Here is a 26,372-nt window from a genome sequence, read left to right as displayed (position 1 = left end):
CGCAAACAATTTAAACAATATTTAAATAGCCAGTTATATTCTTTTATTGGTCCGAGTCCAAATTTTCATTTTTTCAGCTTGCTTGATCAGCTCTTCCCTGTAATCCGGATGAGCAATGTTAATTAACATTTCAGCCCGCTGCCAGGTTGCTTTACCTTTTAAATTAGCCTTCCCATACTCGGTAACAACATATTGAACCACTGTTCTTGGCAGGGTCACTACATTTCCCGGAGTTATTGTAGGCACAATTCTCGAAACGGTATTCCCTCTTATAGTTTTAGTTGAGCTTAAACAGATAAAAGCTTTTCCACCTCTGGAACGCACGGCGCCGTAAGTAAAATCAAACTGCCCGCCGGTCCCGGAAATCTGCCTGGCCCCAACCGTTTCGGAGCATACCTGACCATAAAGATCTATTTCAATGGCATTGTTAATAGATATTTGCTTATCGTTTTGGCGAATAACATCCACTGAATTGGTGTAATCCACAGGGTAAATTGCACAGGCCGGGTTGTTATCTATAAACTCATAAAGTCTTTTGCTCCCCAACGCAAAAGTGAATACCATTTTAAAGCGATCTATTGACTTTCTGGCTCCGGTGATTTTCCCCGCTTCATACAAATCCACGAAAGCATCACACAACATCTCGCTGTGTACACCAAAGTCTTTAAGGTCCGATTCCGCCAACATCCGGCCGATGGTATTGGGCATTCCGCCAATACCCAGTTGCAGGCAAGCGCCATCTTCAATTTCTTCAACAATTAATGCGGCTATTTTTTTATCAACCTCGGTAGGAGGATGAGCCGGTATCTCTACCAAAGGATCATTGTTTCCTTCTACAATGTAATCTACTTCAGAGATGTGGACACATTCCTGGTCTCCGCCAAGGCTGCGGGGAACATTTTGATTGACTTCGACGATCACAGTTTGCGCTTTCTCACAAAGCGCCCGTTCATAGGAATTTGAAAGTCCAAAATTAAAGTAGCCTTTTTCATCCATGGGGGTAGTAACTATCATAGCTACTTTTGGCGTGTCGGATTGGCCATTCCTGATATTAACCGGGGACTCCGCGTACAAGCCCGGAATATGAAAAGCTATTCCCTCATCTTGCAATTTCCTGTCCACACCACTAAAAAAACCGCTATTGTAAGTAAAATGTTTTTGTTCCGGGTCAACCATGGCCACCTGCACCGGGTGGACGGAACAGACACCTCTTATTTTAACGCCAGTCAACTCATCTTTCCTTCTTGCCAGTGCTTCGTCCAATACCTTGGGAGTCATGGCGAAATGACTGTAAGCAACCCAATCGCCGGATTTTACAACTTTTACCGCTTCATCCGCCGTAACCAGTTTGCTTTTGTATTCTTCAATATAACTTTTCACACCTTACCCCCCCTCTATAAAGATATCGATTAATAAACATCTCGCATTCCTGTTGCACGCCTCCCTCTACAGGAACTGGATCACTCCCAACCAACTAACTTATTACCAGGGCTTCCTCCGGGCATACCAGCGCCGACTGGTCGGCTTCCTTAATCATACCGGTACGGATATAAACATTAGGCAATATATTGTTTATGAAATATTTTGCGGTGCTTATTTTACCCGCGTAATATACATAATCATGGTGATCAGCACCAAGTTCATCAATTTTCTGCTTGGCTAAAATCGCCTGATCCAGTATTGATTCCGCGGCAAACAACTGAGCACAGCAGTCCAGTACACGGGTTGCATATAATGGTATCAGTGCACCTTTTTCCCCTTTATCAGCATAATAAGAATCATATATATTCTTAATCTCAAGCACACACTGGTAAGCTTTTTCCAGTTTGCTGATCTCGGCTGTAAATCCCTCGACGTTTTTGTTCCTTTCCAGGAATTCCTTTCTATCATCAAGCCAGTTGGCAAAAGGCACGCCGTCTTTCATTCTCATTTTGCGACCGACCAAATCCATGGCGTGTATAAACGATGTTCCTTCCCAAATGGAAAGTATCTTTACATCACGCGCATATTGCGAAACCGGATATTCTTCCGTATACCCGACACCGCCATAAACCTGGATGGCCAGGGCAATCATCTGCCAGGCGGTTTCGGCTGAATAAGTCTTGATCAGCGGGGTCAAAATCTCAGCCAACCCCTGGCACCGGGCCGCTTTTTCTTTATCCTTGCTGTGTTCGGCAATATCCAAATAATAAAAACCCCTGAAGATCATGGCCCTGATCGCTTCAACCTGCGCCTTCATTTCAATCAGCATTCTTCTTATGTCTTCGTGCTTGATCAGCGGCACCCGGCCCGCTTTGGGGTTGGTAAACAGGCGTCCCTGAATACGTTCGGTGGCATAGCGCGAAGCATAGTAATAGGCCGCGGCCATTTGAGCGAGGGCATTATGGCCCGTACCGATACGGGATTCGTTCATCATGTGGAACATCATGGCCAGGCCCTTGGACACACCATTGCTATCCGGGGGATCTCCCACCAGTATCCCGCGGCAATTATCGTTTTCTCCAAAACTCAACATGGCAGTGGCTGATGCTTTGAGGCCCATTTTATGTTCAACGCCGATGCAGGTAACGTCATTGGGCTCTCCGAGGCTACCGTCGTCATTTACCCAAATTTTAGGTACAATATACAGCCCCAATCCTTTGGAACCGGGTGCACCGCCTTCAGGACGGGCCAGTACCATGTGAATGATGTTTTCGGATAAATCCACTTCCCCACCGGTGATAAACATTTTGGTGCCCTTAATTTTATAAATTCTGGGATCGTCGGTGGGATACGCCCGGGTGGTCGCATCGCCCACATCGGAACCGGCATTGGGCTCGGTCAAACACATGGTGCCGCTCCATTTGCCATTAAGCATATTTTCCAGGAAAAGCTCCCGGTCTTTATCCGTACCAAACCTGTAAATAAGGTTTGCCGCGCCGGTAGTCAACTTGATATATGACATTAAAGCCGGGGAAGCGGCCATGAGCATCTCACTATAAGCTCTGTACAGAGTTAGGGGCATAATGGTATCTGAAGCCAGGGATTCATTAGCCGAACCCCAACCGTTCTCTTGCAAGAACTTGTATGCTTCCACATAAGCCGGCGGGAGCTTTACTTTACCATTTTCAAATTTAACGCCAATCTCGTCGCCCTCTTTATTTATAGGCGCGACCACCTCTTTTGCCATCTTATAGGCTTCGTTCAAGATGAAGTCAATATCGTCTTTTTCGTAGTTATCCTTGAATTTCTCCAGGCTGAATATTTCGTCCATGTCCAGCCATTCATTCAGAATAAATTTAAGATCCCTGATATCATATACAAATTCTGCCATGATTCAACCTCCTTGGGTTTTTATGATCAATCAAAAATTCAATAAACAACAAACCAAACTACACATCACTTCCCCTCCCGGAATATTTCTATAACTATATCAGGAGCAAAACGCATGCCATTGTTTTCGAATTGCAATGAATAGGTGAAAAAGTGCGAAAATGCTGACCAATACCCTGTACACCTCATCACGGTGCAAGTTTTTCAATTTTAAATTGTTTCACTGGGGTTTCATTCTGCAACCAGCAGGTTACTGAATAAAACGCAATTATTTACTTAACCCGGTTTAAACCAAGAACGCCCCAACCCGATAAATAAAATTGAAGTAGCGGTAATCGCCTCTGCTGTGGTAAAGCATGGTTAGAGAAAATAAACACTCCTACCACGGCTTTTTGCCTGATAGGAGTCATCAACTTTTACAGCGTAAGGTGATCCCCATCACTATTAAGCTATTGTTTTGGTCGTATTAATAATTGTGCTTAAATAAGTAAGGCCATGGATTCATAACATTTTTTCATTATTTGATAATAATCTTCAAATGACTGATTTTCCTGGATGCTTTTTCTCCCTAAAACCACACCCAGAGGATCTATTTTGTGCATGATTTCTATCTCTTTTTCTGTTGGGGGCTCAACAATTTTTATGTCGGATGATATTTTTAAATCCCATCCTACATCAGACCTGACTTCTTCTATAGTTACTCCCGGAAACAATTCATCTAAATACATTTCCTTGGTTAAAGGGTCGAATCTAAATATGCATTTATTTGTAATTACTGCTTCAGGACCCCCGCCTTTCAACCCTGCTTTTTCCCTGCATCCAGGGCCCGCAAGAAATCCCGGGCTGGTAATATAATCAAGTTTTTCAACAAATTTTCTGTTTTCCAACCGCATTATTATCAATAATCTTTTAGCGGAAGAAGCAAGGTCATTAGCGCCACCGGAACCGGGTAACCTCGTTTGGGGTTTTTGGTAGGATTTGTCGGGGCCGATTATGGCGGTGGTATTGAGATTGCCGAACTTGTCTATTTGCGCTCCGCCGATTACAGCCACATCGACGAAACCGCGCTGAACGTCTCCCAGCACTCTCCATAATTCGGTGGCTACAAGGGCGTTATCGGTAGTGGCATTATCAGAAATACTCCATGGAAGCCTGCGGCTAATAGCCCCGATTCCCCCTGCTTCGTATATTAATACGGAATTAGGCGCATGGATCTTGCTGGCCACAACCCCTGCCAGGAGCGGAATGCCAACTCCTATAAAAACACATTCATTGTCTTTAATTAATCGCGAGCATGCGGAAACCATAAATTCCTGAGCTGAATAATTCATAGTTTTACACTCCTTCTAGTAATTTTCAATTCTGGGGATTCGGTAATTGTCTCTTTCCAGTTTCCGCAACTTGGCCAATCGGTCGGATCCGAGCTTATGTAGGTATTCTTCAAAAGTGTCCCAGCTAAAAACCCACTCTTCCAGCCATGCATCAAAACCTTCTTGTGATTTTGAAGCTTTCAGCCATTCTTTTCTGAAAGGCGTATCCAGCCAGTAATAACCTGCGACGCCAAGGGGATGAGCGCCAAAAGGGAGTTCCACTACAGCATCTACGCAATAATGAGGTATTTGGGTCATATTTGGTATTTTTCTGATTTCGGATGTAGGGATGATTTCTTCACAAGTTAAAATAACTTTTTTTGCCGCACGGGCGATGTTGACGTCATTGGCGAGCATCCCCCAAATCTGTGCATTGCCCATTTTATCCGCTCGCTGAACATGTATAAAAGCAACGTCCGGTTCTGCTGCAGGTACAAGGTTGACTTGCTGACCTTTGTACGGGTCTTTCATGGAAACTATTTTATCATTATATTTGGGAATATCTGATCCTGACATGGACAGCACCGGCATAAAAGGAACGCCCAATGCACCGGCTAAAAAGCGCATGCCAATGGCCAAGTTAGTATAATCTTCCACCTCAACATGCCGGGGGATACCTTTCTCAACGGCCCTTCTAAAGTTAAGACCACTGCCGATTACCCCTACCCAGATATAAGCTGATTCAACTTTTTTGACCAAACCAGCTCCGATAAGTAATTCTACTGATTCATCGTGACTGTCCACAATAATGGTGAGATCTTTTTTATGTTGTCTGATCAGTTCGTAACTGCAGGCTACCGGCTCGCGTGAAAGAATACCTCCCAGGGCAATTGTATCACCGTCATTAACAAGCCCTTGAACCGCTTCTGTCAGAGTTGTTACTTTATTGATTGACAAGTTCAATCCCCCCTATAACCCTATAAATCATAGCTATTTAATAAGCAGACTCGGTAACCAGGTAACAGTTTGTGGAAAAAGTACAACTATTAACAGGGTAAGGGCCATAAGACCAACAAACGGCCAAATAGCGGCGTAAACGTCACCTATGGTTAACCCCTTGGGAGCAACTGCCCTGATCACAAACAAGTTAAATCCAAAAGGAGGTGTAATGTAAGCCATGCACATGTTAACCACAAACAATACACCATACCAAAGCGGGTCAAAGCCAAGGGCCTTAACCACAGGCAGGAAAAAGGGCCCGGTAATCAGGATAATGCCGGCAGGGTCTAAAAACATACCCAGCACAAAGAATATAGCCTGCATACCCAATAATATTACCCATCTGTTTACATCCATCCCTGTAACCAGCCCGCTGAACCATTCCCCAACACCAGTCATGGTCACCAGTCGAGAATAAGCAACGGCACCAAGAATAATCCAAAATACCATAGCGTTAACCCCAACGCCCATAGCCATCATATTCTTAATATTTTCCCCATTAATTTTGCGCTTGATAGCCGCGCATATTAATGAGCCAACCAGGCCAATTCCCGCAGCTTCGGTTGGTGTAGCAAGGCCAGTGTAGATTACGCCCAAAACCAATAAAATAATAAACATAGGCAGCGACACTGCCCTAAGTGATTCCATTTTTTGCGGCAAAGTAAAGTTTTCCTCCACCGGTGGCCCATAGGAGGGGTTTTTTATACATAATATGGCAATATAGATCATAAATAATACAGCCATGATAATACCGGGAATGATGCCGCCAAAAAACATCTGGCCCGCCGAAACTTCGGCTTCGGAAGCGTAGATAATCATGATCACGCTGGGCGGTATGATAATGCCCAGGGCACCTCCGGCGCAGATTGCCCCGGCCACCATTTTTTTATTATAACCCCTTTTTAACATTGCTGGCATAGCAGTCAAGCCCAGGGTGGCAGTGGCCACCGTGCTGATACCTACCATAGCCGCAAAAATAGAGGAAATAACCACTGTCCCCAGAGCCAGTCCGCCTTTTATCTTGCCCAACCAGCGATTGATCATTTCATACATATCATCGGCCAGCCCGCTATAGCGCAAAACGGCCGCCATCATCAGAAAAAGAGGAATAGCCGTCAGAGTAAAACTGGTGGCCTTACCCAGGGCCCCCAGGGCAACCGCATAAAAACCAGCTGTACCTCCCCATACAAAAAAACCAATGGCCAATGAAAGACCACCCAGGGTAAATGCAACTGGTAAACCTAAAGCCATAACTAGTACTAATGTGCCTACTAAAATTAGTGCCAGAAATGATGGTTCCATTACGATGAGCCCTCCTCGTCAAGTGTTTTTATGCCCAGAGCCAATTTAATATCATGGTATGAGTCAACTAACAACTGCAATCCCAGTAATAACCCCCCTAATGGTATAAGCATCTGGGGAATATAGGCTGGCATATTAAGGACACCACCTGTCATGGACCCTGTAGTGAAGGACTCAATACATAAAATGCCACCAGTCCATATAAAAACCCCGCAAAGGAGATATGTTAATGAAGAAGTACCAATATCAACAATACCCCTCACTCTAGGGGAAAACTTGGTGTAGAAAATATCCACTCTAACATGCTGTTTGTCCAGTAAAGCATACCCCCCGGCTAATAAGGCCACTGTAGCGCTTATATAGCCATTAAGAGCAAAAGCCCATTGAATGGAATAGTTTATCGTGGAACGCAGTATTATATCGATGGTAATCAAAAAACCCATAAATATAATTAATAATCCGCATATCCACATAATATACCTATTTATTTTGGCAATGAACTTTTCCAAAAGCTTCATTAACTTTCCCCCTTTCCTTTATGAAATGACAGGGCCGAAACCCTGTCATTTCATACGGACTTGTACTTGCTATTGTGCCAACCATCTTTCTTCCCAGGCTTTTGATTCGGGATTGTTGGCTTCCCACTGTTTGAGGTCTTCTTTTAAGATTTTGACCATTTCCGCGGTAGTGTCGTTTCTGGCAGCAAATTCATCCCACAGAGGCATGGCAGATGCTCTAAATTTCTCGAATTCCTCTTTGCTCAATTTGGTTACTGTGACACCTTTTTCATCGCAGATCTGCAATATGGAATTAGTCAATTTCTCGGAACCTGCAATGGCTTCTTTTTCAGTTTGCGCAGCTACTTCTTCAATTTTCTTTTGAAGATCAGGCGGCAATTCGTTCCATTTCTTTTCGTTTACTAAAACATAGCAAAGAAATGGGTCAATAAATCCGGGCAGCGTTAAATTCTTGGCTACCTCGTGGAACTTGTAAGTATCAATGCTGTATAACACATAAATAGTGCCGTCCATTGTTCCCCTCATCATAGCTTCATATTGCTCAGAGGGCGCAACATTTATAGGTGTGACCCCCATTTCTTTAAACCAGGTTGGCCACATGCTAGATCCCATGCGCAGTTTTTTACCTTTCATGTCTGCATATGTTTTAATTGGTTCAGTAGATATTAAACCTTCAATGCTAACCGGCCAGTAGAACAATACTTTTACTCCCTGTTTATGATAAGCCTCTTCAAACATTTCACCGATCTTAGTTTCACGCATCACGTGCATAGCATGCTGGTGACCTTTACTCCAGAAGGGCAGCCAGATAACGTCAGATTCAGGCACAGTTCCTCCCCAGTAAGAAGTTGAGCTTTCCATATCAGTAACGCCCCTCTTCAATGAATCTAATGCCTGGTCGGTGGAAGATAACTGGCCATTATAATAAATTTTAATATTTACCTGTCCATTAGTGGCTTCTTTAACCCGCTCTGCAAATTTTTCATGGGCTATATACTTTGATTCCCATTCATATACCGGCGGAGGATAAGGGCAATTTAAATTAAGGGTATAGGTCTTATTACCAGCTGCCTTGTTACCATCAGCACTTTCCTTTGAACCGCCACAGCCTGCAGTGAACAGGGCAGCCATCAGTAATGCCATAACTATCAAAATTAATCTTTTATGCACTAACTACTCCTCCTCTTTAATAAAAAAATTATAATCAATCAATAAATTGCGAAAATAATGCCTACCTTCACCTCCCCCCAAGAAGTCAAAGGCATCCCAACCTGATTATCCGAGAAAATCAGTAAAATAAAAGCCCTGCTATTGTGCACCTCCTGTCCAAAGTTATTGAGCTTATTAAATAGCAAGAGCAAATACCATGCCATTTTATTTTTTAATATATACAGTTAAAAATCCTCAGAAAACTTAAACAAAACGCAAATTTTATCTATTTCGACATATTTCAACTTGCAACACTACGGGTTACCTATCGAAACACCACTTTATCCAAACTTTTTGCTTTTCGCCATAAAGTGGTCCGGCTTGTCCCCAGGATTTCTGAAATTTCCTTAATTGTGGCACCCGTGGAGAGCAAATATTCGATGACCTGTTTCTCCATGTCTTCCAATTTACTGATCTTTAAGGTGATTGAATCTTCGTCGTCTTTGCGCACTTTGTAAGTTTTCCGGATTTTGTCATTAATAAGTTTATTTATTAAATCCTCACAATCCTGTTTCTGCTCCACCAGTAGGACATACTTATGAATTACATTTTGAAGCTCCCTGATATTTCCGGGCCAATCGTACTTTTTCAGTTTTTCCAGGGCTTCCTTACTTAATGCGGGTACATTTTTTCGTTCTTCAAAAGCATAGAGATTAACAAAGTAATTGGCCAATAAATCAATATCCTCTTTTCTTGCCCTCAGCGGCGGAATTTCCAAGTTTAATACTTCCAGCCGGTGGTATAAATCGCTGCGAAACTTTCCTTCCGCCACGGCCTGGTATAATTCGTAATTTGTAGCGGCAATAATCCTGACATCCACCGGAATAACCCTATCGCTCCCCAGCCTCATAATCTCCCGTTCCTGGAGTACCCGCAGCAAACGTGCTTGAACGGGCAGGGTCATTTCACCAATCTCATCCAAAAAAATGGTTCCCCCGTGTGCCATTTCAAACAGGCCAATTTTACCGCCCTTTTTAGCCCCGGTAAAAGCGCCTTCTTCATAACCAAACAATTCACTTTCCAACAAATTTTCCGGCAATGCAGCGCAATTTATCGCCACAAAGGGTGCTTTGCGCCTGTCGCTTTCATTATGAATACTTTGAGCAAATAATTCTTTTCCGGTGCCGCTTTCACCGCAAATAAGAACCGTGGCATTTGCCGCGGCAAATTTTTTTGCACTTTCAATGGTCTCTTTTAATATGGGACTATTCCCGATAATATCTTCAAAAGTGTGTTTTGCATATAAACCCTTTTTAAATAACTGGCGCCGGAGATTATGCTCCATATCCTGGATTCTATCCGCGCTCTGGAAAAGCACCAGCAAGTCTTTTTCCTTATTATTAATAGTTAAAGGCATGCTATTTACCCAAAATTGTTTCCTGCCAACTTCTTTAAATGCTTCACCGCTATGGTTGTTGTTTAAGAGCGATTTCAAAATTGAGGATTCCCGAATATCATCTATGTATTGACCGACAATTTTGCCGGCATCCATATCCAAAAGATTTTGCGCAGCCTTGTTCATAAATGATATACGTTTGTTATCGTCCAAAATAATAATTCCATCGTTGGTAAGTTCAAGTACGGAGCGAAACCTTTTGGATTGTTCCTGATTCTGGCGAATGCCATGCACCAGCTCTATGGCCCTTTTAATTGAGCCGTATATAGCATCATAACCTGATTTCACCAAGACGGCATTTATCCCCGAACTCTTTGCCATCTCGTAAATACATAAACCCGTGCTTACCATAACATCTACATCGGATCTTAATATTCTTTCAGCCTGTCGCTCCATTTCCAACGTGTCGCTATAAGGATAATAATCAACCTCAATACCGAGTATCTTGATAATACTATTAAAATCAAGACTAAAATCATGAATTCTATGCCCTAGAAAAGCAATTTTTTTACCAATTCCCTTAGCAGTATGCAAGGCTTGCAGTACATCAAAAGAGGTTATTTCGATTAAGACCACAGGTAATGAAATTGCTTTTTTTATCTTCCTTCCCGTTGCCCCCCGGCTAATTATCACGTCTACTCCCTGGTGTTCGAATTGATAAGCGCAGGCTACACCCTCATCCAAGATGGCCTCTTTAACTTCCAAATCAAGTTTCATTTCACCGGATATTTGTTGAATTAATTGCGAAAGCTCGGGGTAAGTGGAAACAACCCCGATTTTTACATCCGACACAAAACGTACCCCCTCTCTTCCCACACTACTTAGAACAATTTTAAATTTTAAAAAATTTAACTTACTGCATTTTTTCTATATTTAGAAATTATTTTATTTAGTGTAACATTTATTTAGGATTTATAGGCAAAAATTTTTGAGGTAATTTATAACAATTATGGTTTACTTTTTTATCTAGTTAAGTTCATAATTTTTAGCTTCTTCATTTAATTCCCCGGCAGTTTTCTGTATGTTTCTGATGCTATTATCAATGCCTTCGATCAAAGTTACCTGGGCTTCAGATACGGATAACATTTCTTCACAATGGCTGTTAATTTGAATAATTTTTTCCTGTAAACTATTAAGCAACTGGCTTATTTCTTTAACCGACCCCGCCGTTCTTGCCGCCAATTTTCTTATTTCTTCCGCTACTACGCTAAATCCTTTACCCATTTCTCCCGCCCTGGCGGCTTCAATTGCCGCATTAAGGCCCAACAAGTGAGTTTGCCTGGTAATATCTTCAATAAACAGCAAAATTTTATCCATACTCATAGCTTCCTGATTAACTACCCCGGATTTTTCTACCAACTGCGCTGCCTCCGCTGCCAATTGCTGTGATGAAGCCACAAGATTTGAGGTGCTAACAGAAATATCCCCGATGGCTTCATTAAGATCCGATGACATCTTTTCAAATTTTTCCTGCCTGATAGCCAAACTGATAGTTACCATTGAACCTATAATTTCATCCTGTGAATTTCTTATAGGAACTGCAGTAGCTATGTATGGCTGGCCATATAAATTAGCCGGAACTAGAGTTACAACCCTTTGCCCTGTTTTCATCGCCTTGTCGGTGGAACTCCCCGGTTTAATCGGGTCACCAGGTTTTACCCCTAATTTTGATACCGCACTGGGAATAACAAAAATAAATTTTTCTTTATCTGTAATAGCTCTACTAACGGTAGGTCCGTATAAGTCAAAAAAATAGGGAGCGTATTTAACCAAATCGTCCAGCAGCATTTTGTCTGCATCAACCGGTGTTTCCTGAATAATGCTATGCTTTTCTTTTGTCACCGGTTGAGTTTCTAAAATATTGTTCAAAAAGTTTCTATGTTTTTTTCTTAGTATTTCCATCATCAACAGTTCCCCCTAGTTTTCTTTAATAACTTTTTAAGCCGCAGTGCTGCCTGAATTATCTAATTCTTTCTTCAGTTTAAATTACTAATGCAAAATAAATGCCTTTTTAAATTTTACAAAAAAATTGTCTTTTAAAAAAATAGGCTTTCAAATTGAAACATAAAATGTTCATTTGGGAAACAAAAAATAAAAAAAGTTTAAAACACTATTATATTTTATAATGTAGATAAATAGTGTTTTAAACTTAACATTTATTACCTGATCTTTTTGCATTCCTGAAGAAGTTCAAATGCTTCATTTACTCCCAGGTCCCGGTGAATAATGCCTTCAACCGCGGCCAGCAATGCTTCGGGGTGAGGGCTTTGCCAAATATTTCTCCCCATTACAATCCCCCGGGCTCCACCCTGGATGGCGCCGTGTACCATTTTTAGCGTATCCAGGTCGGTTTCACACTTGGGCCCACCGGCAATTAACACGGGCACGGGGCAGCCCGCCACCACCCGGTCGAAATCCCTTTCGGTATAATATGTTTTCACCAGGTCGGCTCCGTGTTCCGCCGCCGCCCGGGCGCCCAGCGCGATAAACCTGGGGTCCTGCTTTTTATCCTCGTTAATTTTACCTACCCCCACCACGCCCAGCAAGGGCATGTTCCAGCGCCGGCATTCCCCGGCCACCCGGGCCAAGTTAACCAGAGTTTCGTGCTCGTAAGGCGAACCGATAAAAGCGGAAACAGCCACCCCGTCGGCGCCCAGGGCCAGTCCTTCTTCAACCGTTCCGGTGAGACCCTCCCGGGTCAATTCGGGGCCTGCTATAGTCGCTCCCCCGCTGATGCGCAAAATAACTCCCGGGCAACCCCGGGGGTTAAAGGCATAGTGAAACGTCCCTTTCGTCAATAACCACGCATCTACCATGCCGGTGGCATCAAGCCTGGAGATGGTATCCTTGATATCCACCAGCCCCGTCAAGGGACCCAGGGCCATGCCGTGATCCACAGCCATAATCAAGGAACGTCCCGACTCCCGGCGGAAGATCCTCCGCAAGCGAATTTGCATGCCGTCCAAATTCAATTACTCCTTTCCGCAAACGGTATTCAATCAATCAACACAACACCCTTAATCATACGTTGCTTACGCACCTGCTCCACCGCATCCAACATATTATCCAGGTTAAAGCGGTGGGAAATCATGTCCCGGACTTCAATCTCCCCTGCGGTTATCAACTCAAGTGCCCGGCGAAAATCGGCAGGGGTGGACGCGAAGGTGCCGGTAACGGTGATTTCCCCGTAGTGCAGCCAGCGCGGGTCGATGGTCAGCAACTGCCCCGCCGGCGGCCCGCCGAAAATGTTGAATATGCCGCCCTTGCGCACCGCGGGTAGACATTGTTCCATCACCGCGGGAATGCCCAGGGCGGCGATAACCAGATCAGCGCCCCGGCCTCCGGTATACCGTCTTACTTGCTCCACAAAATCCTCCCGCCTGGTATTGACGCAGTGATCCGCCCCCATCCGCCGCGCCGTGTCCAACCGTTCATCCAGCACGTCCGCCATGATCACCCGGGCGCCGGCCCAGCGCGCCACCTTCAGGTGAAACAAACCCATGGGGCCGGCCCCGATCACCGCCACCGTGTCACCGGCCTTGACGCCGCCCGTTCTGGCGGCGGCCAGGCAGCAGGAAAGGGGTTCCGCCAGGGCAGCCTGTTCAAAGGAGATCGCGGGAGAAAGTTCGCATACCCCTTGAATATTCACGATCTGCCGGGGGATGCGGACAAACTCGGCAAACCCCCCGTCAACACCATGAGCCAGGCCGAACTCCTTCTCGCAGAGGTTATGCCTGCCCCGGCGGCAGAAAAAACACTCCCCGCAAACCGCTATCGGGTATACAGCCACCCGCTGCCCCGGGAATAGTCCATCCACCCCCGTTCCCACGGCAAAAATTTCTCCCGCCACCTCATGCCCCAGGATGGTGGGCAAATTTTTAGGCAGGCCCTGGCCCAGCAGCATCTTAACGTCAGTGGCGCAAATACCCGAAGCGCGTACCCTTACCACCACTTCCCCGGGACCGGGATCGGGGCGCGCCACTTCCTGAATGCGAATGTCGTTAATGCCATGTACTACCGCTGCTTTCATAACCCAATCTCATCTCCCCTCACCGCTGCCATCAGCGCCCTGATTTTATCCGGGCTTTTTTTGCCCGGCCGGGCTTCCACACCGGAACAAAGATCAATGCCGGCGGGGTTTACCAACCGGATTGCTTCAGCGACATTGGCAGGATTGATGCCTCCGGCGAGAAAAACAGGAACCGGGCACCCCCGCACCAGTTCGCGCACCGCCCGCCAGTCGCTTTGCCGTCCTGTGCCGCCGAATCTTTTTTCACCGCTTATAACCGCGGCGGTGTCCAAAACAATCACATCCGCGCCCGCCCCGTGGCTCTCCCGCAGCTGCCGGCGGATTGCATCCCAGTCAACCGGCTCGCCCGCCGGGGGAAGATGGATGGATTGCCACAGCTTTACCCCGGGAAACCGTTCTTTACACCGGGCCAGCATCTCCGCCGCCGGGCTGAGAAACTGGACGGCCGACGGCCTGAGCGTCTCAACCAACAGGCTTACCCGGGTGAAGGGCATCCGGTAAACCAGGGCCACCGCGGGCCGGGGCGGCGATGAAAAGATTTCCCGCGCCCCTTCGATGGTCATAGACCGGGGGGAAAATGGAACTTCCACCACCACCCCGAGGTAATCGGCGCCCTCGCGCGCCGCCAACCGGGCGTCCCCGGTGTTGGTAATGCCGCAAATCTTAACTCTGCAACCAGCCCTCATGTTGATAAGTCCTTTCTTCGCCGCTTTCCACCACGCGGGCGCCGGTATTGTCAATGTAGGTTTCAATAATCCTGTTTTCCGGCACATGCTCCGCGGCTAAAAATTTTTTCATCCGGTGGTAGACATCGTCATTACGGGTCAGGGCATAAACCGTGGGGCCTACCGAGCTCATGCCCACCACTTCGGCGCCGATTTCCCGAAGGCTGCCGATGTACCTGTAAATGGGAGCGCCAAACAGCCCGTGCTGCTCACATTCAGCCCGCTTGGAACCCAGGAAGGCCAGGTCAAAGAGGGCGTTTCCGATCCCCTTCAGGTCTCCCCTGACCATGGCGGGCAATAAATCAAGCAGCACTATCTGCGATTTGGTCCCGCACTGCAGGGAATCCAGGTAACGGGCCCGGCGCATCAAAAGTTCCACTTCAGATTGAGCGGCGGTGTCTTTGCCGGTAAATTCATCCTCCAGGCTGGGCACATCCGGAATAATGATCAACACCCTGGTATCCGGAAGGGCGATGCGGTAGATCAATTCCATGTCGTCGCTGCCCACAACCATGCCCCCGTTGATACCCGCCATGGCCCCCAAACCCGTCTCAAACCCCCGGATCAGGTAATTCTTGTTCACGGGACTTTCTTCACAGGCGTTAAAGCCCAGCACCCGTCGCAGTTCCCGGTTGGTAAAGGGACGTCCCAGGACTTCGTTGATGCCGATGCAAGCCGCTGTCATGGAACCCGTGGAAGAGCCCATTCCCACATGACGGCGCCCGTGGTCGTAGAGCTCGATTTCAAAGCCGCCGGGAAACTCCAGGATTTCCTTGAAAACCCGGGCAAAGTGCTTGACGATAAGCGTCCGCTGCCCCTTCACCACAATCTCCGGTCTTTTCGTGGAACGCACCCGGGCCCGGAAGTAAATTCCCACCGCAAAACCAATTCCACCCCCGCCGGGACGGGTGGTGTTGAACCTGTTCATATCTAAAACGGAAGTATGCAACCGGGCCGGAACGGTTACCTCCACTTCCCTTTCCACCACATCGCGTACCACACGCGGTTCCACACCAAAACTACCGGGATGCACGATATAATCCTTCTGGCCCGGCTCAAACTCCTCCAAAACGGTTGTAATGCGGTCAAACGGCCCACCGATTATGCCAATTTCAATGGTTTGTTTACGTGTAACCAAATCTGCCTGGTTTAACGCCATACTGCCATCCTCCCGTCAAGTTTTTCTGTTCCCTCCCTGCCGAAGGGATATTATTAAATAAACAATCAATGGGAAACATATTCCGGCGGTTTTCACCCCCTTTCAAAAACCGGCGCAAAAATAAAACACCCCGGCAGGGGTGTTAAAAAGGTAAATAATATTGTTAAGCACCGGCGCAAACAGTAACGCCGGTACGGCATGACAAAAACCACGCAAAGGCTGGCTTTTTACCCTTTTACCATCCTACCGTTCTACAAGTTTATTATAAGCCAGGGAGCAAATTATTACAATATAGGTTCCTTCAATCCGCTATGATTGTAAAAGCATGAGTGGTTATAAAATTCATGAACGTATCAGCAGGGGCACTACCAGGGCACGAAACTATAGACGTAAAAGCGTAGTCAGTACCACTACCCCTGCTGCGCGTAGCCTTTCATGCGTCTGAAAACAGGGAAACAAAGACATCAACCAGCCGCGGGTCGAACTGGCTTCCCGCACACCTTTTAAGCTCCGCCATTGCCTCTTCTTTGCTCCTGGGCTTTAGGTACGGCCGCCCGCCGGTCATGGCGTCAAAGGCATCGGCAATGGACAGGATACGGCATTCCAACGGTATCTCTTCTCCTGCCAGACCCAGGGGGTATCCCTTCCCGTCCCACCTTTCGTGGTGCTTGAGAATCAAGTCCGCCACCCCGGCGAGGTCGGGGGAGGACAAGGCAATGCGGTAGCCCTTTTCGGGGTGCTGCCGCATGACCTCCCATTCTTCCTCTGTAAGCGGGTCTTTCTTGAATAAGATGCTGTCCGGCACGGCAACCTTGCCCAGGTCATGGACCTGGGCCAAAAGGGCCAGGTCTGCCATCTGCCGGGGAGAAAGCCCCAGTTTCTCGCCCATTTTAAGACACATTTCTTTCAGCCTTTCGGCGTGCCCCGCGGTGAGGTAATCCTTTTCTTTGAGGGCTGCCAGCAGGGCGCCCACGATCTGGTTTCGCGCTCCGGCCCTGTGCACAAGCTTATGGCGGTACATGAAGTCGTCGGCCTTCTTGAAGGTGTCTTCGAGGGATTCGTCCCCGCTCCGGCACGTGGCAAAACCTGTAGATACGTGCAGGGGCAGCTCGGGGTGTTCTTTGTTGTAGTCACCGACCCGGGAGCGTATCCGGTACACAATATCTTCCCCGGTTTTTTCATCCGTTTTCGGTAAAAGGGCGGCGAATTCATCTCCCCCTATGCGGGCCAGGATATCGGAACGGCGCAGGGAAGTGCTCAAAACATCTGCGCAGGCCTTCAACATTTCATCGCCCCTGGCGTGACCCAGGGTATCGTTGACCAGTTTCAGGCCGTCCAGATCGGCCACCAGGACGGTTATCGGGTATTCCCGGCTGGCAGATAAGCGCCTGAGCTCTTCCTGGAAAAAGGCCCGGTTGTAAAGGCCTGTCAACGGGTCGTGCAGGCTCAAATATTTCAACTGTTCCTCGTAGCGCCTGCGCTCGGTGATATCCAGGGCTGCTTCCACGGTCCCTATCACGTTTCCCTTTTCGTCCTTAACGGGGGAGGCAGTAATACTCCACAGGCGGCCGTCCGGCGAAGCCACCTCCCCTGTGCACACCCGGCCGGTCTTCATAGCCTGCACCACCGGGCAGCCCTGGCAGGGATCGCTCCTGCCGTGCCATATTTCGTGGCATTTCGCTCCAAAAAGGTCCCCGGCGTTTATACCGACGGATTGGCCGGCCGCGCGGTTGGCCCAAATGATGTGCATGTCCCGGTCTATAAACACAACCAGCTCCGTAAGGCTGTCGAGAATCAGGGATTTTTCTGCCATCAACCTCTGCAGCTCTTCTTCCAGAATCCTGCGCGGGGTGATATCGGTCAAAAAATGCAGGGTGGCGGGCTGCCCCTCCCACTCGACCACTACGGAGTTTGTTTCCGCCCACTTGATACTCCCGTCCCTGGCTATTATCCTGAACGGAAATGCGTATAAGATGCATTTATTCTCCAGCAATTCCCTGTAATGTTCCCATACTGTCTCCCTGTCTTTCGGGTGGATAAAGTCAAGGAAATGCCTGGAAACAAGCTCTTCCGTTGTGTATCCTGTATGTACCGAAGCCGCCCGGTTGGCAAATTTGACCACACCCTCCTGGACCACCACGACGGCTTCGGCGGCGTTTTCCACCACCGACCTGTATTTCTTTTCCTTGTCTCTTATCTCCCGCCGGTACTCCTCCAGCCTGTCCAGCATTTTACCGATTTCAGCGGAAAGAAGGGCAAGCTCATCCTTTCCACCAAGAACCGGGAACCCGGAAGAAAGGGGAAACTGGTAGCCCGTACTGGTTACGGCAGCGGTAAGCTTTGCCAGCCGGGAGACGACGGCACGGTTCAGCCAGAACAGGGCCAGGCCGCAAAACAGGATTGCCGCCAGCGCCAGATAGAGGCTGAAGGCCTTTCTGGCGGACTGGAACACCCTGACAGCGCGCCTGTCCGAATTAACCTGGAGGATTAAGGCGGTTTTCCCCTGCAGGTCTTTAATGACGGTATAGCCGGCGCTTTCCTCAGGGGAAATTATTCTGGCGTAGCATGATTCCCCGTTCTCTAAAGAGCCCGCCGGCTGCAGGTTGTGGAAGTCCACGGCCCCCGGCGGGTGAAGGATGAGGGGCAGGCGGGTAATCTCCGAGAGCTCTTTTAAATACTTGTCATTTAAGATACGGCCGAAAATCATGGTTCCCCGGGCAGGCCCGTTGTGATCGCTTTTTAAAACGGGCCTGGCGGCCACCAGCACCGGCCCCTCCGGCGTCACCACCAGCCCTTTCAGGCCGCCTGCTTTTTGGCGGGCCGGAAGAACCATCTCCCGGGGTATGGGTATATCTTTTCCCTCCTCCGGATCATATCCCCTGGCGTACACCATTTCTCCCCCGGTGTTTATAATTACTATATAGTTGATCTTAAGAACCTCAAAGGTGCTGTCAACCAGGTTCTTTTTTATGTATTCCTCGTTTCTTTCTTTCACAAATATATACGTATCATCCCATGCGGCCCAATCTTCGGTATTTCTGTCCAACTCCGCCATTTCCCTTTCCAGGGCCTGCAGGGCCCGCTCAATATTCTGCTTAAGATCATCTCTTTCCAGCTCAGCTACAATGTTATTTGCGATCACATGAGAAACCGCGAAAAAAACAAGGGCAAGAATGGTGAAGGCGGCGCATAGAGTGAGGACTATCCTGGTTTTCAAGGACATCCCGGTATCTCCTCTCAAGTCCTGGCCGGCAGCCGGGTTCCCGTCACCGCATGATGAAAAAGCGGTAAGCTTTGATGCAGCGGAGGTTATACTCCCCGGCGTTTCTGGTTTTCCATTTTAATTATATTAAACATTGTTACACAGCTACAATACTTGGGATAATTCAACACTTTAGCTCAATCACCTGTCGAGCGGGTAAATTTTTTTCGAATACCGGGCGTAGCAGATACCTTGCAACCCGCTTGAAACCGGTCTGTGCATCGTAGAACTCCAGCAACCCCACGGTGGGCATATTCATCCGCGTGAACCTCCCCCGGGACAAGCCCGGGGGCTTCGTCCCGAAGGTTTCTCATGTCACCGGAATGCTGCCTGCTAAAGCGCAGGTCTTACGCTTTCCTCGTGAGCTACATCCCGACATTTGCCGGGAAGGCCCGGTCCATGGGCGTCTACTACTCATCGTAGATACGTTTTAAGCGGCTCTTTTCGGCGCCAATACCTGCGGCCGCAGATACCGCTGTAAATGTTGACCAGACCATGCGTAACGCCGCTGAAATACAAGAATTATGGAAAGAGTGGAGTGTTACGCCTGATAAAAAAATAGCTTTTTACTGCGGAACAGGTTGGAGGGCTGCAGAGGCCTGGTTTTATGCCTATGTGTTTGGTTGGCCAAATATTTCCGTCTACGATGGTGGTTGGTACGAGTGGAGTTCCGATAAAAATAATCTTATTGAGACAGGTGAGCAAAAACCCCCAATGTAATAAAATATTTCAGGAAATTGAAGGAGACAATGTTCATTTATGCATTGTCTCCTTCGCTTAACAAAAAATAACAGTAACCGGACTATCTCGAAAATGTAACCCTTGTGTCTGCTGTTTCGCAATGACATTGTCCTGCGATAAAATGAGTAACCCATATTTTTCATGCGTATATGTCAGCCTTAAATTTTCCGCATTATGGAGGTTAAAATGAAAAAAAGCGTAAGCTTCATGAGTATTCCTGCGTTTATTTTTACTAAATTACTGCCGGTGGTTTCCTGGTTGTTGCTGATCATGAGCATTCTTTTACAATTTGGAGCACAAAAGAGAATGGGAATACAAAGGGACTTATTTATACGTAACCGCGTTCTTAAGCAAACAATATTTACTCCTGAATTAGTAATGCTTTATAAGCTTTTAATCCTGCTTGTACTCCTTTGGTTAACGTTATTTCTCTTTAGAATAATTTTCAGGCAAAACAAAGAAAATTTCAGCTGGTTTGCAGTGTTAACTTTATTCGGTTCTGCGTTTGCTTTTATCCTCTTAATGTTTTATGGAAAAATTTCCTGGCTGGCATACCCTTGGATAGTTTTGGCCAGTCTGTTCTTTGTTATAATACAGTTAATTAGGCTAATCTTTTGCATAATTTTTAACCCTTGTCCTGATTTTTTGACTTTGTTTAAAATATCAGGTATCGCCAGTGCTTCATCAAACTCACTCTCGATGCACTCTCGATGGAAGTCGGACCATAGTTCAAATTCTCCACCTCGAAATTGTCGTAAATCTGTTCCCTCCCTTTTTTATTTTTTTGCCAGAGCTCGTACTGGTTCACAAGGAATCTCTCGTACCCTCCTTTCTTTCCTGAAAAAATTTTTTAAGCAAAAATGCCAGCACACTGAAAGAGAACAAAATCAAAAGGCCAAAAACAAATGTCCTGGCACTACCTACCAGCATGTCACCGGCATAGGAATAAACCAGCGTAGCCGGCAACTGGCCAATCCCGGTGGCCAAAAAAAATTGCCAAAAACCCATTGAAGTCAAACCCGCAGCGTAGCTGACCACGTCAAAAGAAATGAAGGGCAGCAAGCGAGCAATCAAAATTGCATACTGGCCGTATCTCTCAAAAAATTCGTCCACGCTCTCTAATGCCATTTTGCTGGTGAGTCTTTCTACAACCTCCCGACCGTAAAACCGCGCAATAAAAAAGCATACCGCAGCCCCGGCCATGGCACTTGACCAGGACAGAGCCGCCCCTTTTACCCAGCCGAAAAGTCCAGCGTTGGCAAAAGTTAAAACAAATGCCGGCAGGGGGGCTGCCACTGATTGGAATATCATTAAAAAGAAAGAAACCACCGGCGCCCATACGCCAAATGATAAAATGTAACCTTTAATGGCTGAGACATCCACCATGGTAAACAAAAAAACGATTCGTTTAATAAAAATCTGCAATGGCTCTACCAGTAGATATAGTAGTGCCAATAAAATAAGAATACCTGTTTTTATCAACCAACCAGTTCTCTTCTCCATATTTTATTGTCCTCCATAATTTTACCGGCATTGGGGCTTAAATATTTGCGAAGGTCCGTCCAGAATGTCCCACCCTGCTTCGCTGAGGATTTCCCTACATTTTTTAACTGAATAACCCCTGTTTGTTTCTGTATTTTCATCGGTATCTCTGGGGTTTGATCCATTTTCGGCCCATAAAAGGCTTGCGCCGGCCATGGCCCCGATACCGTTTGGCTCGTGGGTGCAGTTCCCCGGTACCCGGTACCCCATGGCCAGCCGTACCACCGCCAGTATATGAGCCATTCTGGCCTCGCTAACCATACCTTTCTTTGCCAATTCAGTTCCGGGTATGGAAATTCTACGAGCGGCCCCACCGAAAACAGGTGCCATTTCCCTGGCCAGCCGGGTCTTTTCCACCAGTTCCTCCAGTGCATGCTCGGGGCCTACAGGTTCCACACAAGTCCCCACCAAAAGTCCGGCCTTTTTGGCGGCCCGTACTGTTTTCAATCGTTCCTTGGGATCAATGTCCGTCACGGTTCCTTCGCCCAAACGAATGGCATGATAAACTCCGGTAAACCCTGCTTCCTTGAGAGCCAAGGCCCCGGCCTCATCAAAATCTCCCACATTAGCAATGAAAACCGTTTCCGGCTTTAGGGCCGGTTTTACTTGTTTTGCAATATTGATAAATTCCTCAAACTTAAAATTGGCAGTCGCCATAAGGTAAATAGCATTGGCGCCGTCATGTTCGAACCTTTGACACCGCTTAATAATTTCTTCCGGCGTTAACACCTTGAAATGCTTAAAAACCCTGTTGGTGGCTGCAAAAGAACAAAACTGGCAATTTTTGGGACATGGTCCAACATTGATACCTACTTGAGCGTGAACTTCAGCTTTGCCCTCCAAAGTAACCTCGCTCATTTTTCTGGAAGCATATTGGATAAAATAGGACTCTTCCGACACAGCAGGTACAGTAAAAAGTTCCTTTATCTCTGGAACTGTAATTTCCTTACCGTTCAAAGCTCTATCGACAATTTCTTTAATATTAGTATCCAATTCCATCTTCCTTTCCGTTACTGCCTATCATAGATTTCCAGCAGATATTCCGCCAAGCGAAAAGACAGCATGTTTTTAAGATTATGTTCTTTTCTGCCCGATTGAACATATGCAACCAAGTCCTCCCACGTATCGATGTCTCGCTTTACGGGCAAAAATGAAACTTTCAAATTGTTATTTTCCGCTGCCTTCAGTGTTTGTTCCAACACGCGGCCCGTACCCCAGGAAATTCCTTGAAAAAGCACCTTGTATGCTTTCTTAAGGCCCAGCAGGTAGTAACCACCATCTACAGCAGGACCGATAACAACGTCATGCAGGGCCAAATTTTCGGCGGCAGACAACAGTAAATCCCCTGCCAAACCCGGTAAATCCGAGCCCAGTAAAATAACCCGCTCATAACATCGTAAAACCTCGGTTACTGCGTGATGCAATCTCTCCCCCAGGTCCTCGCCGTGCTGCTGCCTGAACGTAAAGTATCCTAACTGCAGCAACTTCAATTCCTCAAAGCCATGGGGCATTTGCCCCGGAAATTCTAAAGCAAATTCCTCCCGGCTACCCCCGGTAAAATAAAGAATTGCTTTACAACCGGTACCCTTTAGAATTTCATGCAGGTCGGTCAAACAAGCCCTGTGGAATAGGGCGCATTCTTCAGCAGATAATTTTCCATGCAAGCGACTTTTGGTTTTACCGGGCCAAGGAACTTTACTAAAAATCACAAAAGCCGTCTGCATGACAAGCCCTTCCCCGAAGATTGATAAATATCAAGCAGTTTTCCTGGAGATATGCCCAGGGTATATAAAGCTTTTACCATTTGCATTTTTAATAGATTTCTAAATAAACCGTTTTGACGGAAACGCCGGGTACTGGTAGTGATTTTGCCCGGTATCATAACGGCTCTTTGATAGCGGCGCATACAATGGGAAAAAGCCAGATCCTCCAAAAACGGAAAATCCGGGAACCCGCCGGCACGGAAAAACAAATCTTTTTCACAAAAGATCCCCTGGTCTCCGTAGCAGTTGGAAAAAAACTTTACTCGTAAGCGGGATGCTATTGCTACCAGGTTGAAAAAGACTGTCTTCTCAGTGAAAAACAAGGTACAGCATCCCCAACGATATCCGTTTCTGACTGCCTTTTTAATATCATTAAAAACCCTTATCTCTACAGTAGAGTCCGCATGTAGAAAAAAGAGGATATCCCCCGTCGCTTTTTGGGCTCCCAAATTCATCTGCGTTCCCCGGCCGGGAGCGCCGCTCAAGCAATTAACCGCATGTAAACGACAGATTTCCAGGGTGCGGTCCGTACTGCCGCCATCAACGACGATAATTTCAATGCCTTGCACTTGCCCGAGGTTTTTTAATAAAGCACCAATATGTGCTTCTTCATTGAGCGTTGGTATAATTACGGAAATTTTGCTCTGTGCCACGGATAACCTCCCCCCAGACCTCCACCATCAGCGTCGCCGTATTTCCGGTGAGGATTTTACAGCCTTTTTTTCCGATTCTTTCCCTCAAAGGCCTATTGCTGCATAGTACCCGGCAGCATGAAGAACCGAATTGTTCTTTAAACCTGCGGTACAGGTAAGGTGCCAGTTCTTTACCCAGTGGATGTGGATATTTCCGGGACAATATGCCGGATATCATTACCAGCCCTACAAGGGCACCGCAGGAACAGCCGCTACCCATCCCTTCCTTAAAAAAAACCCCGGCCGCTAAAGTGTCGGGAGACAATTTCAGGCTCCAAACCTCATTTGCCGCCATCAAAACAGCCTCGCAGCAATTATGTCCTTTCCCCATGGCTTCTTTGGCAATATCAGACGCTTTCTGTGCTAGCATGATGTTTCCCCTCCCTTATTACAAGTCCCCAGCCAGAGAACACCGCCCCACAAACTGCATAAACTAACTAAAAAGGCAAACAATATGGATGCCGTAAAGGCAGCGGCCTGATTAACACCATAAGGGGCTAGTAAAAATACATAGGCACCCTCACGAAGGCCATACCCGTTAATTGCAATGGGCAGCATAGCCACCGCAGCAGTAGCCGGAATGATAAACATTGATCTCCACAGGTTCACTTCCCAAAGTCCAAGTCCCTGAAAAATAGAATAGTTTACGGCAACATTGGTCATCTGAAAAACCACCGACCAAAGAAGGGACCCCAAAAGTGGCATTGGTTGTTTACGAAGCTGTTGGCCGTGCTTCATAAAACCATGAAGAAAGGCAGCAAGTTTTCCATTTTTCCTTGCCAGCCAACCAGGAACTTTTCCCCACATAAGCAACCCTGCCAAAAATAAACTGCCTGCCAACAGCACCCCAAATAGCATGCGCACTTTTATAAAGCTGGTTTCAAAAACATGTATAGACGCTGCCAGGCCTACTAATGAGAGGGCTATTGTAGCCAAAAGTCTTTCCATCACCACAGAAGCTGTTACCCCGGCCGCGTCTCCTGTGGTTTTTCCAATTTGCACTATCCGCATGGTATCCCCGCCAATGCTGGAGGGAAGAAAATTATTAAAGAAAAGACCGATCCAATAGGCCCTCCAAAGTTCCCCCCAGCTTGCCTGAAGCCCTTGCGACTGTAAGATTAGCCTCCACTTAACGACGCTCACGGCAACGGCCGTAACAACCCAACCTGCAGCCAACAGAAGCCAAGAAACATTGATCCGCAATATGGCGTTCCATACCTGGCACCATTCCACGGAATATAATAGCCAGCTAAATAATAAAAGGGAAATCACGAGCCGTAAAACGAACTTCCAATTTGTTTTTTTAGACATGCTTAACAACGCCTTGTCAATTTAAAATAACAGTTTTTGTTCACGTAATCGAAAAAAAGCAACCGGCTTTAAAAAAGCCGGATATAATTAAAACCTATTCATTAGGTTTTAATTATTATTCTGAACCCGTGGCTGTCCATTCACGATAGTCCCAGCCGGCCCAACCTTTTTCCAGGATAAAAAGCCTGCTTTCCGGGAATCCCTTTTCTTGCAGGTATTGGTAAGTACGTTCTGCCCCGCCGGCACCACGGGGACAAACAATTACAATAGGTGCTTCATCTTTTTGAAGTTCAGGCAGCACAGCGTCCAGCTTAGCTTTATCTTCGTCACTTTCGACCGGGTAAGCGAATGTAGCGACAGAGCCCTTGATATGACCCTGTTTATATTCTTCCTCTACTTGAATATCCACGATATGTATAGGTTCCCCTTGTTCCAACATGGTCTTCAATTCTTCTGCTGTTTTATAATGGAAATCCTTTTTGGTTCCTTGTCCACCGCATCCCGTCACAAGAATTCCTGCTGCTAACAGTATTGCAAACAATAGGTAAAGCTTTTTAAACATTTATAGCAACCTCCTTATTGAAAAATCCACCTCCAGAATACATAAAGATGATTTATTATTCAAATAAAACAAATTAATTAATATGCTTTTATACATAAATATTTTTTATACTGATTAACCGACTAAAAACAGATATTGACCATTGTAATGCGTAAACAATCGAAGCTAACAAATTGCCTGCATCTCTTCCCGATTCCTCATAGGCAGGCTAAAAACCTTGCAGGAGGCACTTAGTGAGATGGCTTTAACCCGTTTCAATTCCTCATAGGCAGGCTAAAAACCTTCCGGTTCATCGTATACTGCCGTTTTAGAGTCCTCGTTTCAATTCCTCATAGGCAGGCTAAAAACGGTGTTGGGGGCCGAGGGAAAGACACGCGGCCGCGAGAGTTTCAATTCCTCATAGGCAAGGCTAAGTTGAGTCCGTATAATTGTGTAAAATCGGTCTCCTGAAAAAATAGTGGAGCCAAACAAATTCCTCAGTTAGAATTGAATTGGCAAAACAAACTAACAAAGGAGGAATTTGAATGGCTCAATACCAG

The 26,372-nt window shown here is 46.6% G+C and carries 23 protein-coding genes; 1 reads left to right on the top strand and 22 read right to left on the bottom strand.

Going from position 1 to position 26,372, the window contains the following annotated elements; all coding sequences use genetic code 11:
* Nucleotides 1–33: 33 nt before the first annotated feature.
* The 15 genes from IT084_RS11740 to IT084_RS18645 form a co-directional block, all read right to left on the bottom strand.
* Complete coding sequence (locus IT084_RS11740; protein ID WP_195713066.1) at nt 34–1,380, bottom strand: acetyl-CoA hydrolase/transferase C-terminal domain-containing protein; 1,347 nt, start codon at nt 1,378–1,380, stop codon at nt 34–36.
* 94 nt (nt 1,381–1,474) lie between these two features.
* Nucleotides 1,475–3,313 (bottom strand): acyl-CoA dehydrogenase, encoded by a 1,839-nt coding sequence (locus tag IT084_RS11735; RefSeq protein WP_195713065.1) that lies wholly within the window; start codon nt 3,311–3,313, stop codon nt 1,475–1,477.
* A gap of 478 nt (nt 3,314–3,791) precedes the next feature.
* The gene (locus IT084_RS11730; RefSeq protein WP_195713064.1) at nt 3,792–4,643 is read right to left on the bottom strand and encodes a CoA-transferase subunit beta; all 852 of its coding nucleotides are present in this window, start codon (nt 4,641–4,643) and stop codon (nt 3,792–3,794) included.
* 15 nt (nt 4,644–4,658) lie between these two features.
* Complete coding sequence (locus IT084_RS11725) at nt 4,659–5,579, bottom strand: CoA transferase subunit A (protein ID WP_243276931.1); 921 nt, start codon at nt 5,577–5,579, stop codon at nt 4,659–4,661.
* Nucleotides 5,580–5,612: 33 nt separating this feature from the next.
* Nucleotides 5,613–6,923 (bottom strand): TRAP transporter large permease subunit, encoded by a 1,311-nt coding sequence (locus IT084_RS11720; protein ID WP_195713062.1) that lies wholly within the window; start codon nt 6,921–6,923, stop codon nt 5,613–5,615.
* Nucleotides 6,923–7,441, bottom strand: coding sequence for a TRAP transporter small permease subunit (locus tag IT084_RS11715; protein WP_195713061.1), 519 nt, complete (start codon nt 7,439–7,441; stop codon nt 6,923–6,925). The genes IT084_RS11720 and IT084_RS11715 overlap by 1 nt, the downstream gene beginning before the upstream one ends.
* A 69-nt stretch (nt 7,442–7,510) precedes the next feature.
* Nucleotides 7,511–8,611 carry a TRAP transporter substrate-binding protein gene (locus tag IT084_RS11710; RefSeq protein WP_195713060.1) on the bottom strand — a complete coding sequence of 367 codons (1,101 nt, stop codon included), beginning with the start codon at nt 8,609–8,611 and terminating at the stop codon, nt 7,511–7,513.
* A 304-nt stretch (nt 8,612–8,915) separates the two neighbouring features.
* Complete coding sequence (locus tag IT084_RS11705; RefSeq protein WP_195713059.1) at nt 8,916–10,838, bottom strand: sigma 54-interacting transcriptional regulator; 1,923 nt, start codon at nt 10,836–10,838, stop codon at nt 8,916–8,918.
* A 174-nt stretch (nt 10,839–11,012) separates the two neighbouring features.
* Complete coding sequence (locus IT084_RS18650) at nt 11,013–11,951, bottom strand: methyl-accepting chemotaxis protein (protein WP_195713058.1); 939 nt, start codon at nt 11,949–11,951, stop codon at nt 11,013–11,015.
* A 254-nt stretch (nt 11,952–12,205) separates the two neighbouring features.
* Nucleotides 12,206–13,003: a class I fructose-bisphosphate aldolase gene (locus IT084_RS11695; RefSeq protein WP_243276934.1), complete on the bottom strand. Its 798-nt coding sequence runs from the start codon at nt 13,001–13,003 to the stop codon at nt 12,206–12,208.
* A 38-nt stretch (nt 13,004–13,041) separates the two neighbouring features.
* A complete protein-coding gene (locus IT084_RS11690; protein ID WP_195713056.1) occupies nt 13,042–14,076 on the bottom strand; it encodes a zinc-dependent dehydrogenase in 1,035 nt (344 codons plus the stop codon).
* Nucleotides 14,073–14,762, bottom strand: a complete 690-nt coding sequence (locus IT084_RS11685) for a phosphoribosylanthranilate isomerase (RefSeq protein WP_195713055.1) — start codon at nt 14,760–14,762, stop codon at nt 14,073–14,075. The genes IT084_RS11690 and IT084_RS11685 overlap by 4 nt, the downstream gene beginning before the upstream one ends.
* On the bottom strand, nt 14,740–15,960 hold the full coding sequence (locus IT084_RS11680; RefSeq protein WP_195713054.1) for a sugar kinase: 1,221 nt from the start codon (nt 15,958–15,960) through the stop codon (nt 14,740–14,742). Before IT084_RS11680 ends, IT084_RS11685 begins: the two co-directional genes overlap by 23 nt.
* Before the next feature lie 433 nt (nt 15,961–16,393).
* Nucleotides 16,394–19,183 carry a CHASE4 domain-containing protein gene (locus tag IT084_RS11675; protein ID WP_195713053.1) on the bottom strand — a complete coding sequence of 930 codons (2,790 nt, stop codon included), beginning with the start codon at nt 19,181–19,183 and terminating at the stop codon, nt 16,394–16,396.
* 163 nt (nt 19,184–19,346) lie between these two features.
* Nucleotides 19,347–19,481 carry a hypothetical protein gene (locus IT084_RS18645; RefSeq protein ID WP_279327870.1) on the bottom strand — a complete coding sequence of 45 codons (135 nt, stop codon included), beginning with the start codon at nt 19,479–19,481 and terminating at the stop codon, nt 19,347–19,349.
* Between the two features lie 164 nt (nt 19,482–19,645).
* Here IT084_RS18645 and IT084_RS11670 point away from each other — a divergent pair, with 164 nt between their 5' ends.
* Nucleotides 19,646–19,942, top strand: coding sequence for a rhodanese-like domain-containing protein (locus IT084_RS11670; RefSeq protein ID WP_313885470.1), 297 nt, complete (start codon nt 19,646–19,648; stop codon nt 19,940–19,942).
* An 825-nt stretch (nt 19,943–20,767) separates the two neighbouring features.
* On the opposite strand, the gene IT084_RS11665 is transcribed toward IT084_RS11670, so the two are convergent.
* The 7 genes from IT084_RS11665 to IT084_RS11635 all read right to left on the bottom strand — a co-directional run bounded on the left by IT084_RS11665 (nt 20,768) and on the right by IT084_RS11635 (nt 25,833).
* Nucleotides 20,768–21,466: a TVP38/TMEM64 family protein gene (locus tag IT084_RS11665; protein ID WP_195713051.1), complete on the bottom strand. Its 699-nt coding sequence runs from the start codon at nt 21,464–21,466 to the stop codon at nt 20,768–20,770.
* A gap of 21 nt (nt 21,467–21,487) precedes the next feature.
* Nucleotides 21,488–22,498, bottom strand: a complete 1,011-nt coding sequence (locus IT084_RS11660; RefSeq protein WP_395879779.1) for a radical SAM protein — start codon at nt 22,496–22,498, stop codon at nt 21,488–21,490.
* Between the two features lie 17 nt (nt 22,499–22,515).
* Nucleotides 22,516–23,229: a TIGR04282 family arsenosugar biosynthesis glycosyltransferase gene (locus tag IT084_RS11655; RefSeq protein WP_195713049.1), complete on the bottom strand. Its 714-nt coding sequence runs from the start codon at nt 23,227–23,229 to the stop codon at nt 22,516–22,518.
* Entirely contained in the window at nt 23,211–23,921 is a 711-nt protein-coding gene (locus tag IT084_RS11650; RefSeq protein WP_195713048.1) for a TIGR04283 family arsenosugar biosynthesis glycosyltransferase, read from the bottom strand. Before IT084_RS11650 ends, IT084_RS11655 begins: the two co-directional genes overlap by 19 nt.
* Complete coding sequence (locus IT084_RS11645; protein WP_195713047.1) at nt 23,878–24,330, bottom strand: C-GCAxxG-C-C family protein; 453 nt, start codon at nt 24,328–24,330, stop codon at nt 23,878–23,880. Before IT084_RS11645 ends, IT084_RS11650 begins: the two co-directional genes overlap by 44 nt.
* Nucleotides 24,324–25,271, bottom strand: a complete 948-nt coding sequence (locus IT084_RS11640; RefSeq protein WP_195713046.1) for a lysylphosphatidylglycerol synthase transmembrane domain-containing protein — start codon at nt 25,269–25,271, stop codon at nt 24,324–24,326. Before IT084_RS11640 ends, IT084_RS11645 begins: the two co-directional genes overlap by 7 nt.
* A gap of 115 nt (nt 25,272–25,386) precedes the next feature.
* Nucleotides 25,387–25,833 carry a rhodanese-like domain-containing protein gene (locus tag IT084_RS11635; RefSeq protein WP_195713045.1) on the bottom strand — a complete coding sequence of 149 codons (447 nt, stop codon included), beginning with the start codon at nt 25,831–25,833 and terminating at the stop codon, nt 25,387–25,389.
* Nucleotides 25,834–26,372: the final 539 nt, after the last annotated feature.

It is taken from the genome of Desulfallas sp. Bu1-1 (assembly GCF_015594625.1).
In the GTDB taxonomy this organism is placed as follows: domain Bacteria; phylum Bacillota; class Desulfotomaculia; order Desulfotomaculales; family Desulfallaceae; genus JADNRQ01.
The sequence above is the reverse complement of the archived record's forward strand: the minus strand, read 5'-3'. Positions and strand labels throughout refer to the sequence as shown.

What these genes read in the sequence shown, in the direction of transcription:
- IT084_RS11730 (WP_195713064.1), bottom strand. Translation starts at nt 4,643, where the DNA reads ATGAATTATTCAGCTCAGGAATTTATGGTTTCCGCATGCTCGCGATTA.
- IT084_RS11665 (WP_195713051.1), bottom strand. Translation starts at nt 21,466, where the DNA reads ATGGAGAAGAGAACTGGTTGGTTGATAAAAACAGGTATTCTTATTTTA.
- IT084_RS11685 (WP_195713055.1), bottom strand. Translation starts at nt 14,762, where the DNA reads ATGAGGGCTGGTTGCAGAGTTAAGATTTGCGGCATTACCAACACCGGG.
- IT084_RS11715 (WP_195713061.1), bottom strand. Translation starts at nt 7,441, where the DNA reads ATGAAGCTTTTGGAAAAGTTCATTGCCAAAATAAATAGGTATATTATG.
- IT084_RS11645 (WP_195713047.1), bottom strand. Translation starts at nt 24,330, where the DNA reads ATGCTAGCACAGAAAGCGTCTGATATTGCCAAAGAAGCCATGGGGAAA.
- IT084_RS11655 (WP_195713049.1), bottom strand. Translation starts at nt 23,229, where the DNA reads ATGCAGACGGCTTTTGTGATTTTTAGTAAAGTTCCTTGGCCCGGTAAA.
- IT084_RS11635 (WP_195713045.1), bottom strand. Translation starts at nt 25,833, where the DNA reads ATGTTTAAAAAGCTTTACCTATTGTTTGCAATACTGTTAGCAGCAGGA.
- IT084_RS11640 (WP_195713046.1), bottom strand. Translation starts at nt 25,271, where the DNA reads ATGTCTAAAAAAACAAATTGGAAGTTCGTTTTACGGCTCGTGATTTCC.
- IT084_RS18650 (WP_195713058.1), bottom strand. Translation starts at nt 11,951, where the DNA reads ATGATGGAAATACTAAGAAAAAAACATAGAAACTTTTTGAACAATATT.
- IT084_RS18645 (WP_279327870.1), bottom strand. Translation starts at nt 19,481, where the DNA reads ATGAATATGCCCACCGTGGGGTTGCTGGAGTTCTACGATGCACAGACC.
- IT084_RS11735 (WP_195713065.1), bottom strand. Translation starts at nt 3,313, where the DNA reads ATGGCAGAATTTGTATATGATATCAGGGATCTTAAATTTATTCTGAAT.
- IT084_RS11680 (WP_195713054.1), bottom strand. Translation starts at nt 15,960, where the DNA reads ATGGCGTTAAACCAGGCAGATTTGGTTACACGTAAACAAACCATTGAA.
- IT084_RS11695 (WP_243276934.1), bottom strand. Translation starts at nt 13,003, where the DNA reads ATGCAAATTCGCTTGCGGAGGATCTTCCGCCGGGAGTCGGGACGTTCC.
- IT084_RS11675 (WP_195713053.1), bottom strand. Translation starts at nt 19,183, where the DNA reads ATGTCCTTGAAAACCAGGATAGTCCTCACTCTATGCGCCGCCTTCACC.
- IT084_RS11720 (WP_195713062.1), bottom strand. Translation starts at nt 6,923, where the DNA reads ATGGAACCATCATTTCTGGCACTAATTTTAGTAGGCACATTAGTACTA.
- IT084_RS11690 (WP_195713056.1), bottom strand. Translation starts at nt 14,076, where the DNA reads ATGAAAGCAGCGGTAGTACATGGCATTAACGACATTCGCATTCAGGAA.